Origin of the sequence: Paracoccus niistensis (genome assembly GCF_042432925.1) — a bacterium.
GTDB lineage: Bacteria > Pseudomonadota > Alphaproteobacteria > Rhodobacterales > Rhodobacteraceae > Paracoccus > Paracoccus niistensis.
This window is the reverse complement of sequence record NZ_JBHLWE010000010.1, coordinates 1-15,635: the sequence shown is the minus strand read 5'-3', so window position 1 is coordinate 15,635 and position 15,635 is coordinate 1. Positions and strand designations below refer to the sequence as shown.

Here is a 15,635-nt window from a genome sequence, read left to right as displayed (position 1 = left end):
TGTCCGTCCTCGAGTTAGGGCGGACTCTAATCGGCGGTGGAGGAAAAATCCCATGGCAGGTCAGATGATCGACGAGGCGCTGGTGCCGATGCGCCCTGACTACGGGGACACCTGTCAGGGGCGGCCGCCCCTCTTTTCGCGGCCAGCTTGAAGGCAAACCGCCTTCCGCATCTGGGTCGCTTCTTTGAGCGGCTGCACCGGCGTCTCATCCCAGCTGGCGGGTGCGGTTGAGGACCATAACTTGGGACGAAGCGCGAAGACCCAGGCCGGCAAAGAGCGCAGGGTTGCCTATGGGGACATGGAACAACTTACCTTCCCTGGCGTTTCCGACCTATGAAACGGCAAGCCGTCAGCACGAGAGCTGCGCGAACCTGGCAGAAGCTTGCGACTGCGATTGCGGTTCTTGCAGCGGCGATGTTCGTGACGCACGCTGCCGCTGCCATGGGCGGGCTTCCATACCTCCACGATCATCACCTTCCTCACGCCGGCGCCGCTGCTGTCACGAGCAACGGCCTGCATGAGCTGCGGCAAAGCCAGGAGCACCTACAGGCTGACCACGATATGCATGGTTCGGCTGACAAGGAGTCACCTCCCTGCTGCGGCGAAGCGTGCCTGACGGCCCTCGTTCCTGACGAAGAGCCTCTCCTGAGCGACCCTTGGGGCGTGCCATCGCGATGCTCAATGACGGCCGCCTCGTTGACCGGGCATGATCCTGAACGACTGCGCCGCCCTCCGCGCCTTTCTTACCCTGCCTGAGCGACTCCAGCGGAAACCATGGTCATGGCCGGTCCGAGGTTCGCGCCACTCCGGCTTCCGGGGAACGCGTTCGGGCGACGCAAGCTGCCGGGAACCGGCAATATGATCCCAAACGAAACCCGTTTCTTCATGAGGAGAACTCTCATGCACAAGTTTCAACTCGTCGCCGCTCTGACCGCCCTTCTCGCCGCTCCGGCGGCACTCGCCCAGGAAAGCGGGGCAGCGGGGCAGGCGGCGTCCACGGCGGCTCAGCCCGAGCAGATGGCCGACCTGTCGATCCTGCCGCAGGGCTGCCGGGATGCGATCCAGCAGTCCGGAATGACCGGCATGCCCGGCATGATGCAGGGCATGAACATGCACGGCATGATGGGCGGGATGCAGGGCATGGACGAGGCCCAGACCGCCTCCATGGAGGCCATGATGAAGATGAGCGGCCCGATGATGGCCACCCATACCATCAAGGACCCCGACCTTGCCTTCCACTGCGGGATGATCGCGCATCATGCCGGCGCCATCGCGATGGCCGAGGTCGAGCTAGAATACGGCAACGACGAGGAGTCGAAGGCCATGGCCCAGAAAATCATCGATGCCCAAGGCCCGGAGATCGAGGAGATGACGGCTTGGGTCGAAAAGAATACGGGCCAGAAGTAAGGAGCCGGGCCGCCGGAGCTTGAAGCTGCGGCGGCCTCAACGACCGCAAGGATGAATGCTACGAGACCCCGGCAGCGAAGCCATGTCGACGTCTCACGGTGTTCCGGCAGACCCAGGAGGCAATCCTCCGAGACGGAAAGCCCAGCAGGACCACCGACAGAACGGTATTTCTTCTTGACCTTCCAGCGACAGGAACGTGCAGGACGAGCGCTGGCGATTCCTGGACAGTTCCCGAACGAGGCACATCATGGCGAGCAAAGGCAAGGACCAATCCCCAGTCCTCCCCGAAACGGAGATCGGATCTTTCAGCGGCAGCCATGAGCATCTCCGGTCGGGGCAGGCTCACGGCCCCGAGCATGTTCACTCCAGCCTTCACGGACTGGAGCATTCGCACGCCCCGGCGACGGCTCCGATAGACAGCGCGCATCGGGTCAAGGACCCGGTCTGCGGCATGATGGTCGATCCCCATGCGACGCAGCACAAGGCGGAGCACGCCGGACGGCCCTATTACTTCTGTTCGGCGGGATGCCGCGCGAAATTCCTGGCAGAGCCCGAGCGCTATCTCGATCCGGCCGCCGCGGAGGCCAAGGCCGAGCCCGTGCCCGAGGGGACGATCTACACCTGTCCCATGCACCCCGAGATCCGGCAGGTCGGGCCGGGGTCGTGCCCGATCTGCGGCATGGCACTGGAACCTGTTCTGGTCAGCCTGGAAGCCGAGCCCAATCTCGAACTGATCGACATGCGCCGTCGCTTCTGGATCGGGCTGGTGCTGACGATCCCTGTGTTCCTGCTGGAAATGGGAGGGCACCTGCTCGGGCTCGATCACCTCGTCAGCCAACGCAGCTCGAACTGGATCCAGTTGATCCTCGCGACTCCGGTGGTCCTGTGGGCCGGGTGGCCCTTCTTCCAGCGCGGCTGGCAGTCGCTGGTCACGCGCAACCTGAACATGTTCACCCTGATTGCCATGGGCACGGGGGCGGCGTGGATCTACAGCGTCGTTGCGACACTCGTGCCCGGCATCTTCCCCGACGCCTTCCGCCAGCATGACGGCTCGGTCGCAGTCTATTTCGAGGCGGCGGCGGTGATCACCGTGCTGGTCCTGCTGGGCCAAGTGCTGGAACTGCGCGCTCGCGAAAGCACAAGCGGCGCGATCCGCGCGCTGCTGGACCTCGCCCCCCGCACCGCCCGGCGCATCCACGAGGATGGGACCGAGGCAGAGGTCCAGCTCGATGCGGTCCATGTTGGCGACCGCCTTCGGGTCCGGCCCGGCGAGAAGGTGCCGGTTGATGGCGAGGTGATCGAGGGTCGCAGTGCCGTCGATGAGTCGATGGTGACGGGCGAGTCCATGCCGGTGACGAAGGAGGTCGGCTCCAAGGCAATCGGCGGGACCATGAACCAGTCCGGCGCCCTGGTGATCGAGGCCCGTCGCGTCGGCCGTGACACCATGCTGTCGCAGATCGTCCAGCTTGTCGCAGAAGCACAGCGCAGCCGTGCCCCGATCCAGCGGCTTGCCGACCAAGTGTCGGGCTGGTTCGTGCCGGCGGTGATCGGGGTCGCCCTGCTGGCCTTCGCCGCCTGGGCGATCTGGGGCCCCGAGCCGCGGTTCTCCTTCGGGCTGGTCGCCGCCGTGTCCGTCCTCATCATCGCCTGTCCCTGTGCGCTGGGACTTGCCACGCCGATGTCGATCATGGTCGGCGTCGGGCGTGGCGCCCAGGCCGGCGTCCTCATCCGCAACGCCGAGGCGCTGGAGCATATGGAGAAGATCGACACCATCATCGTCGACAAGACCGGGACGCTGACCGAGGGCCGACCCGCCGTCACCGCCATCGTTCCGGCCGCGGGTCACGCCGAGGCGGAGGTGCTGCGCCTGGCCGCAAGCGTCGAGCGGGCGAGCGAGCATCCGCTGGCGCTCGCCATCGTCCGCGCCGCGGAGGAACGCGGGATCGCGCCCGCGCCGGTCGCGGGTTTCGACTCGCCCACCGGGAAGGGCGCGCTCGGCACCGTCGAAGGGCGCCGCATCGCGCTCGGCAACGCAAGGTTCCTGGCCGAACAGGGGGTCGATGTCGCGCCCTTGGCCGAGCAGGCCGACCGGCTCCGCGAGGACGGGGCGACGGCGATCTTCATGGGCGTCGATGGGCAGGCGGCCGCCATCCTTGCCATTGCGGACCCGGTCAAGGCATCGACGCCAAAGGCGCTGGCCGCGCTGAAGGCCGAAGGCATCCGCGTGGTCATGTTGACCGGCGACAACTGGACGACGGCCAAAGCCGTCGCCCGCCGACTCGGCATCGACGAGGTCGAGGCGGAGGTCCTGCCGGATCAGAAGAGTGAGGTCGTGCAGCGGCACAAGGCGGCAGGGGAAGTCGTGGCAATGGCGGGGGACGGCGTGAACGATGCGCCCGCGCTGGCTGCCGCCGATGTCGGCATCGCGATGGGCACCGGCACCGACGTGGCGATGGAGAGTGCCGGCGTCACGCTGCTCAAGGGCGATCTCACCGGCATCGTGCGGGCGCGGCGGCTGTCCGAGGCGGTCATGCGCAACATCCGCCAGAACCTGTTCTTCGCCTTCATCTACAACGCGCTGGGCATCCCGATCGCGGCAGGGGTGCTTTACCCGGTTTTCGGCATCCTGCTGTCCCCGATCATCGCGGCGGCCGCCATGGCGCTGTCCTCGGTCAGCGTGATCGCGAACGCGTCCCGGCTGCGGGGGTTGAGGCTGTGATCACCAGAAGGCGGCCCGAAGCGGTTGTCGGCATCGACGGGCGGCATCATGTCGCAAGCCGCCCTGGCCGCTTTCAGGTGCCATCGTCCCGCACGACATGGTGTAATGAAGGTACCGCCGGAAAATGGCGCCTTTCTGCTTCATGAGCGGGCAGGAAGCCTGAGCTGGTCCAGGGGAAGAGAACGAACGGTCGGATGAACAGGAGTGCGACAAAGGGCATGAGGCGCCGCAGTTGCTGGAGGCAGTGGCTCGCAACCGCATTGCTGTTCCTGGCTTTCACCGCCTTGGGTCTGCAGGCCGGAGCCCACTCGCTTCCCGCAGAACACATGACCCATGCCGAGCCGGCTGTCGCCGTGGCCCTGGACCAGAACTGCGATCACTCCCATGCGGCGGCAGGATGTGCCCAGCCGATCTCGGAAGATCCGGACACGTCTGGCGACGGCGCGCCAGTGTCGCATGACGTTTGCTGCAATCAGTTCTGCACGATCATTGCCCTTCTGCCCGAAGGCGCGCGGGCAGACCCGCCGTCCGGTGGGGAAGCCTATCTCGGCATCATGGCGGACCGCCTGGGGCGGACACCCGAGGGTATCCTGCGGCCGCCCCGTTCATCCCTCGTCGTGTGAAGGCGTTCCGGGCCTGACAGGTCCACGCCGTCCGGCCGCTTCGACCGACAGCCCGGCAACGCCATCCAGCCATCACCGATCATCGGGGACCGCGCGTCCGCTGCGTGACGCTGCCTTCCCGTCAGCATGGATGAACAGCAATGAAACGAACTGCAATCGCCCTTTCCCTTGGCCTCGCAGCCGGGCTGCCCGCCGCTGCCCAGGCCCAGGCCGGGCACGACGCCCACCATCCTGCTCAGCCCCGGGAACAGGCCGTCCCGCCTGCCGCCCCCGCGATGCCGATGCCGGGTATGCCAGACCAGATGCAGACCATGATGCAGGCCATGCCTGCCGAGTGCATGAGCGCCATGCAGCAGATGATGCAGGGCGGGATGATGCACGGTGCGGTCGATGCATCGAAAGCTGCCGGCGATGGGAGCGCCCCCGAGTTCACCCGCGCCTATGTGGATGCCAGCGGCGCGATGCACGGGCCAATGATGGACGGCGTCAGGGCCAAGGATGCGGACACCGCCTTCGTGCGGGGCATGATCCCGCATCATCAGGGCGCGATCGACATGGCGCGGATTGTCCAGCAGCACGGCGACGACCCGCAGACCAAGGCGTGGGCCGAGCAGATCATCGCGGCGCAGGAGCGCGAGATCGCCGAGATGGAAGCCTGGCTGAAGGAGAAGGCCCAACCCGAGGCCATCGATTTCGGCCAGACCGGCGGCACCATCTGGTCCGCCGATGAAGGCGGCAGCTCGATCAGCGCCATCGACCTGGGCACCGGGGCCGTGACCACGGTGCCCATCCCGGTGGCGCCCCATAACGTCGATCTGACGCCGGATGGGCGCTTCCTGCTGGCGGTCGGCACTCCGGCCAGCGGCGATCACGGCGACGGGCATGACCATGCCGGCGGCGATACCGCCGGCCTTCTGGTGATGCTCGATCCGCGGGATCTGTCGAAGCCCGCTGCCACGATCAAGGTTGGGGCGCATCCCGCCCATGTGGTGGCCGACCGGCAGGGGCGTGCTTTCGTCTCGCTGTCGGGCAGCGACGAGGTGGCGGTGGTCGATCTGGCGCAAGGTGCTGTCACCGCCCGAATCAAAACCGGCGCCTATCCGCATGGGCTGCGCCTCAGCCCCGACGGGACCGAGCTTTATGTCGCCAATGTCGAGGACGGCTCGGTCTCGGTCATCGACACGGCCAGCCTCACCGAGGCGGCACGCATTCCGGTGGGAACTGCCCCGGTCCAGGTCGGCTTCACCCCTGACGGCAGCCGGGTCTATGTCTCGCTGCGGGATGAGAACCGTGTGGCCGTCATCGACACCGCCACGCGCGAGGTCACGGACAGGATCGAGGTCGGTCCCAATCCGATCCAGATGATCGCCACCCGCGACGGCAGGCAGGTCTATGTCGCCAACCAGGGGACCGAGGCTGCGCCGAACGACACCGTGTCGGTGATCGACACGGCGACGGGCTCGGTTGCCAAGACGCTGAAGACTGGTTTTGGCGCGCATGGCGTGTCGGCCTCGGCGGACGGCGCCTTCGTGTTCGTGACCAACATCGCGGACGACAGCGTCTCGGTCATCGACGTCGCGCGTCAGGAGGTGCTCGGATCGGTGCCGGTCGGTGACCGTCCGAACGGCATCGTTCATGGGCCGTCGAACTGACCGGATCGCAGAAGCTGGCGCCGGGTTTCCCGGCGCCAATCCGAGCTACATCCCACCGAACAAAGCCTCTCCGGCACCGCTCGCGCGGCTCTCCCGTCGCGGGAGCCATTCAGAGGAAAGACATCATGCGAGCTGTTCGTCTCGCGGCGAGTGCCGCGATCGCCACAGGCGGTGCCTGGTGGTTGTGGGGCCAATCCGATGCCGCAAGGCTGGCAGAAGAGGGCCAACCCCTTGCCATCGTGGCCATGCCGGTCACGCTGTCACCCGAAGCCAAAGCCGGTCAGCAGGCCTTCGCCGCCAGTTGCGCGTCCTGCCACGGCACCGATGCCGAGGGGCGGGCGGGAATTGCACCACCGCTGATCCACAAGATCTACGAACCGAGCCACCACGGCGACATGGCTTTCGTCCTGGCAGCTCGCAACGGGGTGCGTGCCCATCACTGGCCATTTGGAAACATGGCCCCGGTTCCGGGGCTCACGGACCCGGAGCTGGCCGGCATCATCCGCTTCGTGCGCGAGGTTCAGGTTGCGAACGGCATCCGGTAACCCGCTGATCTTGGGCATCCTGGCCGTGATCGGGGGCGGGTCCCGGCCGCGGCCTTGCCGTGTCCCTGCTCAGAGTGCACGTGGCACCCTTCAGGGCAAGGAAGGACTGGAATAAACATCGCCCAAGCTGCACGTGCGTCGGGTCTCACCACCAAGACGATCCGATACTATGAGGACATCGGTCTTGTGACCCCGCAGCGCGGGTCGAACGGCTATCGCCATTTCAGCCCTGCAGATGTCCACCGGCTGCGCTTCCTGAGCCGTGCGCGACGGCTCGACTTTTCGCTGCAGGACTGCCGCGACCTCCTGATGCTGAACGAAGACACGAGCCGCAGCAGTGCCGACGTGCGCGAGATCGCCGCGCGTCATCTCGCCCAGGTCGACGAAAGGCTGGCTGATCTGGCGCAGCTGCGCACTGCCCTGCAGCAACTCGTTCAGAGCTGTGCGGGCAATGGGCAGCCGGATTGCTCGATTCTCGATGCACTGGCAGGAGATTGCACTGTCCCGAGCCGGGCCTAGCCGCCATTCCGTTCGGCCTGGATCACGCGTATCCGCTCGGGCCACGTCGACTTGATGAACCCGAGGATGGCGGCAATGTCGCTGTCCCTGAGGATCTCGCCAAATGCTGGCATGCCGGACGTCATGGACACGCCCAGGTCGTCCAGAACCGCCTGGCCGCCCCGCCGGATGTAGTCGGTCAGCATGGCATCATCGTGGTGCCAGGTGTGGCCGGATGCGTCATGCGGCGGTGCAGGGAGAACGCCACTTTCGTCCGCGACCTGCCAGTCGGGCTGACCTTCAAGCTGAGCGCCGTGGCACGTCGCGCAATGTTCGGCATAAAGCTCGGCCCCGCGCTGGGTCTGGGCCGAGGTGCTGTAGCTCCATCCTGCCCAGAGGACGCTGCAAACGAAGCTCACGACAAGCAGCGATGCAGTTGGAAGGAAGAGGGCAGACGAACGGCTTCCAGTCATGTCCGCCAGATTGTGGCCATTCACGCGAAGGTCAACATCAGGAAGTTGTTGGCGCGCCTTGACCTTCCCGCGCTGGAAGCTCCCATCTGCTCAGGCATGAGAAGAACCAAGGAAGGTGTCATGCGTCTCCATCTCCCCAACATGAGCTGCAGCGGCTGCGCCCGCAGCGTCACCCGCGCTATCCAGTCGGTCGATGCAAGTGCCTCTATCGTCATCGATCAGAACCGTCGCGAGGTCGAGCTGACCAGCGATCTGCCGCGTGACCGCTTTGCGTCCGCCCTTGCTGCAGCAGGCTTCCCCGTGGTGCCGGCAACCAGCTGAGAACCCTCATCCCGCTATTTCAATCCGGTGGGGCACCGCCTCCGCCGGCGGCGATCAAGGCGAACGGGGGGCACGAATGGCTTGAGGTTGCTCGACCACAATCTCGTCAACCCCGTCCTATGCGCCTGCAAGAGACGGAGCTTGCTTTGCAGCGCCGGGGCAGAGCGGCAACTTAGTCAAGCGAACCCCAATGTTGCTGCTGCCAGAACAAGATAGCGGCCAATCTTCGCAACGCTGACGAGGAGCAAGAACACCCAGAACGACTCGCGCAGCACTCCTGCAACGACAGTCAACGGGTCGCCGATGATCGGCGCCCAAGCCAGTAGCAGCGACCATCTGCCGTAGTGGCGATACCAGCCCTCCGCTCGTGCCAAGGCGGCCGGGCTCACCGGGAACCAGCGTCGGGTGCGCAGCCGTTCGAATCCTCGCCCGAGAAACCAGTTGACTACGGAGCCCAGCACATTGCCGAGGCTGGCAACAGTCAGCACCAGCCCTGGCGGGTGCTCCGTCAGTAGAAGACCGACAACTAGGAGCTCGGATTGCGCAGGAAGCAGAGTCGCTGCGGTGAAGGCCGCCAGAAACAGGCCGCCATAAACAGCAAGATCAATCATGATGACCGGTCAGGCACGCCGGCCCAGCCACTGCCGACGCGGGTTGTCGATGGAGAGGCTGAACTCCATCGGCATCCGTCGAAGCTGCACAGCTCGCCGCGATGACTGAAGCCTCCCCTCAATGTCAAAAGGGGCCTCGTCGTGACGCTCCGCCACGCCCTCCACCTCGGAAGCGGCAACGAACAGGATCACCGCCCGCAAATCGACAAGGCGGCGGATGAGCCAGGGACAGGCTATGCGGCTGATCTTGGACCGGGCGCCTGACACGGATCTTGCGTCCATGCGCATTGTTGGTTGGCAGGGTCACAAGGAGCCCCCTTCCATCGCTCTTCCTCCTCAGGCAGCGCGCTCGACTTCGATCGTCAGATGGGAGAGGTCGTGGATATGCGAGAGCTTGGTGCGGTAGGCCGCGGGCTCCAGCGGCTCCCTGGACCGGATCGCGACAATCGCGCCGTGGTGACCCGGGCCAAGCTGCCAGACATGCAGATCGGTCACCTGATCCGCGCCGGTTTCCAGTGCGGCCCGGATCTCGTCTGGCAGATCCTCATCCTCGGGCACGTAGTCGAGCAGGACCCGGCCCGTGTCGCGGATCAACCCCCAGGACCAGCGCGCGATCACGACCGCGCCGACCATGCCCATCGCCGGGTCAAGCCAGTTCCAGCCATAGAGACTGCCAAGCGTCAGCGCCGCGATGGCCAGCACGGAGGTCAGGGCATCCGCCAGGACGTGCAGGTAGGCGGCGCGCAGATTGTTGTCGGTCGCATGCTCATGAGGATGACCGTGATCATGGGAATGATGGTCATGGCCATGGCTATGGCTATGGCCGTGGTGGTGATGCGCGTGGTCCTCGCGCAGCAGCCAGGCGCAGAGGAGATTGACGATCAGGCCGATCACTGCCACGGCAATCGCCTGGCGGAAGCTGATCGCGACCGGGCTGTAGAACCGCATCAGGCTTTCCCAGCCGATCAGCAGCGCGATCAGCGCGAGGATCACGGCGCTGGCAAAGCCCGCCAGGTCCCCCATCTTGCCTGTGCCGAAGGTGAAGCGTTCATTGCGGGCGTGGCGGCGGGCATAGCGATAGGCGAGCGCGGCAATCAGCATGGCCCCCGCATGGGTCGACATGTGCCAGCCGTCGGCAATCAGCGCCATCGAGCCGAAGATGCTGCCCGCGGTGATTTCGGCCACCATCATTGCGGCGGTAATGGCGATGACCAGCCAGGTCCGGCGCTCGTTACGCTCGTGATTGTTGCCCAGGTAGACGTGCTCGTGCGGGCTGGCCAGCCGCGACGCCTGAATGTTCATTTGAGATAGGTCCTGATGATGTCGATCAGTTCGCCTGCGGCCTGCCCGCGATCGGAGTCCTCGTCCCGGTCCGGATTGGATACATGCTCGCGGATGTGGTCCTCGATCAGCTCCGCCGTCAGGCCGCCGACCGCGCCGCGGATCGAGGCAACCAGGTTCAGGACCTCGCCACAGGGTGCGTCGGCCTCGAGGGACCGCTCGACTGCCTCGATCTGCCCTTTGAGGCGGCGGACCCGGGCGAGGAGCTTGGCTTTGTGCTTTGTGGTGTGACTCATGGGATAGGGGGATACCCTATTGATTGAGGAGCGCAAGGCCGTTCTCTGCATTGCAGGATGGCCAACTTCGTCCCGCATTACTGTCTTTTGAGGGCATGGCAGTGGGAGGTGAGCGTCCACGCTATAGTGCTCCCTAGCGGTTGCCCATCTTGCTCATGACTGGTGGCAGACGCCTGCCGATCACGGCAACGGGAGTGATCCGCGTTTGCTGCCTATGCGTTCATCGCCTGTCCGGGGCCTACAAGCGCCTCGTCAACAAGGAGAACGACATGACCAGGATGATCCTCATGGCCGCCGCCATCGCACTGGGTGCAGGTGCGGGCGCTGCACAGGCGGACACGCTGACCGACCGGATCCGGAGCGACCTGGAAAGCCAAGGCTACAAGGATATCGAGATCGACCGGGACGATGGGCGCATCGAGGTCGAGGCCATGCGTGGCAACAAGGAGGTGGAACTCGTCTATGACGGGGACACCGGAGAACTCGTGTCGCGGGACGACAACCGGACGACCGGTCTTGAGCGGGCCGAGCAGGTCTCCGGCAAGGAGCTTCCCGCCAGCGGACAGAACGACCGGGCGGACGAGGACGGCGAGGACGATGACGATCGTGGTCAGGGCCGTGGTTCAGATCAGGCCGGTGGCAACGGCAATGGCAATGGCGGCGGGAACGAAGGCGGCAACTGAAACGGCCGCAATTGATCCGGACCCACCGGTATGATGCCGATCTCGCTGCGAATGGAAGGGCCGCAGCCGAAAGCAGCCCTTCTTGCATGCCCAGCGCCCTGAAGGCGGATGGCAGGGCAGAAATGCCGACAGATCCCGTAACCGCGCAGGGGTTCATCCGCCCCTCCCTCCGCCCAGAAAGTGCTTGCAGGCCAGCAGCGCCATGAGCATCCCTATGCGGGAAAGCGCCAGGGAGATCTTTCATGCCGATCGGTACGGTCAAGTGGTTCAACATCGACAAGGGCTATGGCTTCATCGCCCCGGAGAATGGCGGAACAGATGCATTCGTCCATATCAGCGCCGTGGAGCGCGCGGGATTGCAGAGCCTGAAAGATGGCCAGAAGCTGTCCTATGAAATGGAGACAGGCCGGAACGGCAAGACGAGCGCGGTCGATCTCCGGACACTCTGACCGCGTCGAAGATCACTTGGAAGGCCGATTCCTGCCGGTGCTCTTGGCAGTCTGTGCCCGCACCGCCTCGACGTTGTGATCGAAGCGCGTCTGGATCCACCTGTTGTGGCGCTGAAGGGCGTCTATGACCTCGTCGCCGTCGCATTGAGATACATGCCTCTGCCCACTTCGGCGACTTCGGCCAACATGGCGAGGTCCTGCGCCGGAAGATCGAAGCCGATCTCGTCCCGCCGGAAGAGGGGAGATTACTCGGATAAGCTTACCCTCGAGCTTGCGGGAACCATCAGGCGCGGCACACGCTTTGGCGTCACACGAGTGGGTGAGACCCGCTACGCCAAGGAGCCTGAATTGCCCGACTATCTGGCCACGGTTCTGTCTATCAAAATCGGTCTGCCGCTGCTGGCCAGCCTGATCACCGGGATGCTGATCGGCATTGACCGCGAGGTGCAGGGCAAGCCGGCCGGGCTGCGGACGCATGCCCTGGTGTGTCTCGCCGCAACGCTGCTGACGCTCGCCGCGGCGCATCAGGACCTCTGGACGCTGAACCTCGTGCCCGGCACGCAGATCGTGTCGGACCCGACCCGCATGGCACATGGCATCCTGACCGGGATCGGGTTCCTGGGCGCGGGGGTGATCTTCCGCGAAGGCCCTTCGGTCCACGGGCTGACCACCGCCGCCTCGCTGTGGGTCAGTGCAGCCCTGGGGATCGTCTATGGCGTGGGCATGTTCGGGCTGGCGCTGATCGGCACGGCCGCGACGCTGCTGGTTCTGGTCGGGCTGCGGATCCTCTATGCCGTCCTGCCGCGCAGCAGCGGCCTGCGGTTGACCGTCGTGATCCGGGAGGGTGAAGGGCTCGACGCGGCCGGGCTGCGCCGGCTGTTGCAGGCACATGGCTTGCCCGACCAGCCGCTGAGCCAGAGTTACGACGCACAGGCACGCAGCACCACCTTCAGCGCAACGACCTGGGGCCCCAGCCTTGCCAATCGCGACCGGCTGGCCGAGGCGCTGCGCGCTCACCCGGCGGTGCTGGGCTTCACCCTGCTGCTGGCCGAAGACGCCGGCGCACCCGAGGCCGGCGGCTGAGTCGAACAGTCCAATGGTGAGATAAGCCACAGGAAGTCCTGCCAAGAATGGCGGCTATAGGGAAAGGTGCTGTGCAGCACCGCTCCTCGGCGAATGGCAGCTATGGGCCGAACCTGCATGCGGCAGAGCGCTTGCCTCAACGTCCGCGATGGGCTCTTAGCGTCGATCTTTCTGCTCTCTCTGAATTTTTGCTTCCCCTGAAAAGCCGCCTAACCGAGATGATCTCCTGCAGCATCTCCTACGGCACCCTGAGTAGCTGCACGTTGTCGCCCCTGTGGGTCCTTCCGACGGGTTTTTCTATGCGGTGGGCTTATGCTCGCAAAAACTCCAGTCACAGGCAGGATTTTGGGGTTTCCACCTCGGGTTTCCACGTGGTTTCTGTGGGACGCTATGGTTTCCACCTCGAGTGTTCGGGTTTCCATCCCACATGGGGCGCACAAAAGCAGACATTGTTCGGTGGGAACTAACGCGGCGCGGATTCCATTTCGGAAGGCGACAGCCCTCTGCCGGCTGGCATTTGCGGCACTAGGATCGAACCTTACCCACTTACACGTGGCACCTTGGCTGCGCATCTCACTCCTGCTCTCGCGGTCGAGACAAAGCCGGGCAAACCTGCGGCAGATGAACGACAGGCAAGCGGCACGGATCGGCGACGGTTACCGGAAGTGTCCCTTTTCCCGCTCTACCTGGGGCTTGCGCTGTTCGCGGCCTCGCTCACGCCATCGCTGATTACGCGCGGCTGGCTAGTCCGGGATGTGCTGGGCGGGGCTTGGCTATGTGACCGGGCGGCTGCTGACGCTGTAGCATGCCGTCGAACTGCCCGTGCTTGGCGGGCATGCTGCCACGGTGGCGCATCTGCTGGCGAGCGTTCCGGCCGCACTGTTCCTCGTCTTCTGCCTCGTACAGGCACAGAACTGTCAGAACGGCATCCGCAGCCGGATGAGCATGGATTTGCTCGACAGCGTCGATGTGCCGAGGATGGCAGTGGTGGCGCTGCTGATCTTCGCGGCTCTGATGCTTGCCGGGGCTCTGGTGCAACGGCCTGCGGGTACAGCTTTACCGGCACATGTCGCGGCGCGCGGCCAACATCTCAGATACTTGAGAATGTCTATCGCACACTTCTGCAAAGCCGAAAAAAGGCCCGAATGTCGGCGGCGAGGGCGTCAGGCTGCTCGAGTGCGGCGAAGTGGCCGCCACGCTCGAACGAAGTCCAGCGCCGGATGTCGGTAAAGGTCCGCGCGACCAGCGAGCGCGGCGGGCGCAGGATCTCTCGCGGGAAAGCCGCATAGCCAGTCGGCACATCGACCGTCTCGCCCTCGGGAACCGGCCAAGGGCCGTGGGCTCGCGCGTAATAGGGCCAAAAGGACGAGTTGATCGCGCCCGTGAACCAGTAAAGCGAAATGTTCGCCAACAGGTCGTCCCGGGAAATGGCCGTTTCGAGATTGCCCAAGCAATCCGACCAGGCGCGGAACTTTTCGGTTATCCAGGCGGCCAGTCCCGCGGGCGAGTCGGTCAGGCCATAGGCAAGGGTCTGCGGGCGCGTGCCCTGTATGGCTTGGTAGCCAGCTTCCTCACGAAGGAAATGTGCGAGTTCCTGAAGATAGCGCGCCTCTTCCGGGGTGGGCTCCGCGACCAGTTCGGCATCGCGCCGCAGCGGTAGGAAGTTCAGGTGGATGCCCGAGATCCTGTCTGGATAGGCATGCCCGAGCCTTGCCGCGATGAACGAACCCCAGTCGCCACCCTGCGCTCCGAATCGGGTGTAGCCGAGCACGTCGGTCATCAGGGACGCCAGACAATCCGCCATGGCTTCGGCCGAAAACCGCGGCTGATGCGGGGCAAAGGACAGCCCGAAGCCAGGAAGCGAGGGCGCAATTACGGTGAACGCGTCCGCGGGATCGCCGCCGAAGCGGCCGGGATCGGCCAAGCGGGGGATCAGGTTGAGAAACTCGAAGACCGAACCGGGCCACCCGTGCGAGAGGAGAAGCGGGTGCGGATCCGGCCCTTGCCCCGGGACGTGAAGGAAATGCAGCCCAATGCCCGCAAGATCGACCTTGTACTGGGGAAATGCATTCAGCCGTGCTTCTGCGGCACGCCAATCGAACTGCTCGCGCCAGTAAGCTGCCAGATCGCGCATGAAGGTCAGATCGGCGCCATGGCTCCATCCCGAGTCCGGGGCCTCATCCGGAAAACGGGTGCGGCCCAGACGGAACCGCAGATCGTCTATTGCGTCTTGGGGAACGCTGAGTTCGAAGCGGGTTGGCTGGAGGGGCATGGGCTGCGACAATCTTCTGTGACGTTGCCGGCGGAATGGGCGGATGAACTGCCGTGATTGGGACGATCAGCGCGGCCGCGTCACGGTCATGCCTCGGTCTTTCGTCCAAGCTCCTGTTCAATCGTCAACACAGTAGCCCCCGTCGTGTTGCGCGCCTCAAGCCGGCGATGCGCTTCAGCCACCTCTGCCAAGGGATAGCGCTGGCGGACCCCTGCCCTGAGCTGACCCGACAATACGCAGGCGAACAGGTCGGCGGCTCGCCTGCGCAACTCGGCAGGATCGGCGATGTAATGGAACAGGACCGGCCGGCATGCGGTGAACGAGCCCCTGGCCAGGTCGGCAAGGGTGAAGCCCTCGATCAGGCCCGAGGACTGCCCGAAGTTAACAAAGGCCCCGTGGGTCCGCAGGCAATCAAGCGAACCGCGCCAGGTGTCGCGCCCGACGCTGTCATAGACCACGTGAACACCCTGATCGCCCGTGATCTCGCGCACCCGGGCAACGAATTCCTCGGCCTGATAGTCGATCACATGGGCATACCCATGCGCACGGGCCAGTTCGGTCTTTTCCGGCCCGCCCGCCGTACCAATCGCCGTCACGCCCTTGGCCGCGAGCCATTGGCCGAGAATGAGTCCCACCCCTCCGGAGGCGGCATGCACGAGTGGTCTGCCCCCTGAAAAGTGGTCCTCCCTGAAGTAGCTTTCGAGCCAGATGGAGGACGAAGG

17 protein-coding genes and 1 pseudogene are annotated in these 15,635 nt (G+C 65.1%); 11 read left to right on the top strand and 7 right to left on the bottom strand.

The features are described from left to right. The first annotated feature begins 900 nt into the window (after window positions 1–900). The 6 genes from copM (ACFFII_RS03615) (at window position 901) to ACFFII_RS03590 (ending at window position 7,465) form a co-directional block, all read left to right on the top strand. On the top strand, window positions 901–1,407 hold the full coding sequence (gene copM, locus ACFFII_RS03615; protein ID WP_377697536.1) for a CopM family metallochaperone: 507 nt from the start codon (window positions 901–903) through the stop codon (window positions 1,405–1,407). A gap of 379 nt (window positions 1,408–1,786) precedes the next feature. Continuing rightward, complete coding sequence (locus ACFFII_RS03610) at window positions 1,787–4,126, top strand: heavy metal translocating P-type ATPase (RefSeq protein ID WP_446686929.1); 2,340 nt, start codon at window positions 1,787–1,789, stop codon at window positions 4,124–4,126. 326 nt (window positions 4,127–4,452) lie between these two features. Next, entirely contained in the window at window positions 4,453–4,749 is a 297-nt protein-coding gene (locus ACFFII_RS03605) for a hypothetical protein (protein ID WP_377697534.1), read from the top strand. Window positions 4,750–4,889: 140 nt separating this feature from the next. After that, window positions 4,890–6,401 carry a CopM family metallochaperone gene (copM, locus tag ACFFII_RS03600; protein ID WP_377697533.1) on the top strand — a complete coding sequence of 504 codons (1,512 nt, stop codon included), beginning with the start codon at window positions 4,890–4,892 and terminating at the stop codon, window positions 6,399–6,401. 245 nt (window positions 6,402–6,646) lie between these two features. Beyond that, window positions 6,647–6,946 carry a c-type cytochrome gene (locus tag ACFFII_RS03595; protein ID WP_377697532.1) on the top strand — a complete coding sequence of 100 codons (300 nt, stop codon included), beginning with the start codon at window positions 6,647–6,649 and terminating at the stop codon, window positions 6,944–6,946. A gap of 111 nt (window positions 6,947–7,057) precedes the next feature. Beyond that, the gene (locus ACFFII_RS03590; RefSeq protein ID WP_377697537.1) at window positions 7,058–7,465 is read left to right on the top strand and encodes a MerR family transcriptional regulator; all 408 of its coding nucleotides are present in this window, start codon (window positions 7,058–7,060) and stop codon (window positions 7,463–7,465) included. Here ACFFII_RS03590 and ACFFII_RS03585 read toward each other — a convergent pair. Next, window positions 7,462–7,863, bottom strand: coding sequence for a c-type cytochrome (locus ACFFII_RS03585; RefSeq protein WP_377697530.1), 402 nt, complete (start codon window positions 7,861–7,863; stop codon window positions 7,462–7,464). The genes ACFFII_RS03590 and ACFFII_RS03585 overlap by 4 nt on opposite strands. A 174-nt stretch (window positions 7,864–8,037) precedes the next feature. Between ACFFII_RS03585 and ACFFII_RS03580 the strand changes: the two genes are divergently transcribed. After that, window positions 8,038–8,238 (top strand): heavy-metal-associated domain-containing protein, encoded by a 201-nt coding sequence (locus tag ACFFII_RS03580; protein ID WP_377697529.1) that lies wholly within the window; start codon window positions 8,038–8,040, stop codon window positions 8,236–8,238. 176 nt (window positions 8,239–8,414) lie between these two features. Here the strand turns inward: ACFFII_RS03580 and ACFFII_RS03575 are convergent, their stop codons facing one another. Genes ACFFII_RS03575 through ACFFII_RS03560 form a run of 4 tightly spaced genes read right to left on the bottom strand, consistent with a single transcriptional unit; the run spans window position 8,415 to window position 10,426 of the window. Next, the gene (locus tag ACFFII_RS03575) at window positions 8,415–8,849 is read right to left on the bottom strand and encodes a YqaA family protein (protein ID WP_377697528.1); all 435 of its coding nucleotides are present in this window, start codon (window positions 8,847–8,849) and stop codon (window positions 8,415–8,417) included. 9 nt (window positions 8,850–8,858) lie between these two features. Further along, window positions 8,859–9,137, bottom strand: coding sequence for a chromate resistance protein ChrB domain-containing protein (locus tag ACFFII_RS03570; RefSeq protein ID WP_377697526.1), 279 nt, complete (start codon window positions 9,135–9,137; stop codon window positions 8,859–8,861). Between the two features lie 48 nt (window positions 9,138–9,185). Continuing rightward, the gene (gene dmeF / locus ACFFII_RS03565; RefSeq protein ID WP_377697525.1) at window positions 9,186–10,151 is read right to left on the bottom strand and encodes a CDF family Co(II)/Ni(II) efflux transporter DmeF; all 966 of its coding nucleotides are present in this window, start codon (window positions 10,149–10,151) and stop codon (window positions 9,186–9,188) included. Further along, a complete protein-coding gene (locus tag ACFFII_RS03560) occupies window positions 10,148–10,426 on the bottom strand; it encodes a metal/formaldehyde-sensitive transcriptional repressor (RefSeq protein WP_377697524.1) in 279 nt (92 codons plus the stop codon). Before ACFFII_RS03560 ends, dmeF begins: the two co-directional genes overlap by 4 nt. A 269-nt stretch (window positions 10,427–10,695) precedes the next feature. Between ACFFII_RS03560 and ACFFII_RS03555 the strand changes: the two genes are divergently transcribed. The 4 genes and pseudogenes from ACFFII_RS03555 to ACFFII_RS03540 form a co-directional block, all read left to right on the top strand. After that, a complete protein-coding gene (locus tag ACFFII_RS03555; RefSeq protein WP_377697523.1) occupies window positions 10,696–11,109 on the top strand; it encodes a PepSY domain-containing protein in 414 nt (137 codons plus the stop codon). A gap of 242 nt (window positions 11,110–11,351) precedes the next feature. Continuing rightward, window positions 11,352–11,558, top strand: a complete 207-nt coding sequence (locus ACFFII_RS03550; protein ID WP_377697522.1) for a cold-shock protein — start codon at window positions 11,352–11,354, stop codon at window positions 11,556–11,558. Between the two features lie 348 nt (window positions 11,559–11,906). Next, window positions 11,907–12,641 (top strand): MgtC/SapB family protein, encoded by a 735-nt coding sequence (locus ACFFII_RS03545; RefSeq protein ID WP_377697521.1) that lies wholly within the window; start codon window positions 11,907–11,909, stop codon window positions 12,639–12,641. Window positions 12,642–13,463: 822 nt separating this feature from the next. Next, a pseudogene (locus ACFFII_RS03540) lies at window positions 13,464–13,670 on the top strand (alpha/beta-hydrolase N-terminal domain-containing protein); the annotation flags it as partial. A gap of 79 nt (window positions 13,671–13,749) precedes the next feature. On the opposite strand, the gene ACFFII_RS03535 reads toward ACFFII_RS03540, so the two are convergent. Then, window positions 13,750–14,913, bottom strand: a complete 1,164-nt coding sequence (locus ACFFII_RS03535; RefSeq protein WP_377697520.1) for an epoxide hydrolase family protein — start codon at window positions 14,911–14,913, stop codon at window positions 13,750–13,752. A gap of 86 nt (window positions 14,914–14,999) precedes the next feature. Next, window positions 15,000–15,548, bottom strand: a complete 549-nt coding sequence (locus ACFFII_RS03530; RefSeq protein ID WP_377697519.1) for a zinc-binding dehydrogenase — start codon at window positions 15,546–15,548, stop codon at window positions 15,000–15,002. Between the last annotated feature and the right edge of the window lie 87 nt (window positions 15,549–15,635).

What these genes read in the sequence shown, in the direction of transcription:
- copM (WP_377697536.1), top strand. Translation starts at nt 901, where the DNA reads ATGCACAAGTTTCAACTCGTCGCCGCTCTGACCGCCCTTCTCGCCGCT.
- ACFFII_RS03605 (WP_377697534.1), top strand. Translation starts at nt 4,453, where the DNA reads ATGACCCATGCCGAGCCGGCTGTCGCCGTGGCCCTGGACCAGAACTGC.
- copM (WP_377697533.1), top strand. Translation starts at nt 4,890, where the DNA reads ATGAAACGAACTGCAATCGCCCTTTCCCTTGGCCTCGCAGCCGGGCTG.
- ACFFII_RS03595 (WP_377697532.1), top strand. Translation starts at nt 6,647, where the DNA reads ATGCCGGTCACGCTGTCACCCGAAGCCAAAGCCGGTCAGCAGGCCTTC.
- ACFFII_RS03580 (WP_377697529.1), top strand. Translation starts at nt 8,038, where the DNA reads ATGCGTCTCCATCTCCCCAACATGAGCTGCAGCGGCTGCGCCCGCAGC.
- ACFFII_RS03575 (WP_377697528.1), bottom strand. Translation starts at nt 8,849, where the DNA reads ATGATTGATCTTGCTGTTTATGGCGGCCTGTTTCTGGCGGCCTTCACC.
- ACFFII_RS03570 (WP_377697526.1), bottom strand. Translation starts at nt 9,137, where the DNA reads ATGCGCATGGACGCAAGATCCGTGTCAGGCGCCCGGTCCAAGATCAGC.
- dmeF (WP_377697525.1), bottom strand. Translation starts at nt 10,151, where the DNA reads ATGAACATTCAGGCGTCGCGGCTGGCCAGCCCGCACGAGCACGTCTAC.
- ACFFII_RS03560 (WP_377697524.1), bottom strand. Translation starts at nt 10,426, where the DNA reads ATGAGTCACACCACAAAGCACAAAGCCAAGCTCCTCGCCCGGGTCCGC.
- ACFFII_RS03555 (WP_377697523.1), top strand. Translation starts at nt 10,696, where the DNA reads ATGACCAGGATGATCCTCATGGCCGCCGCCATCGCACTGGGTGCAGGT.
- ACFFII_RS03550 (WP_377697522.1), top strand. Translation starts at nt 11,352, where the DNA reads ATGCCGATCGGTACGGTCAAGTGGTTCAACATCGACAAGGGCTATGGC.
- ACFFII_RS03535 (WP_377697520.1), bottom strand. Translation starts at nt 14,913, where the DNA reads ATGCCCCTCCAGCCAACCCGCTTCGAACTCAGCGTTCCCCAAGACGCA.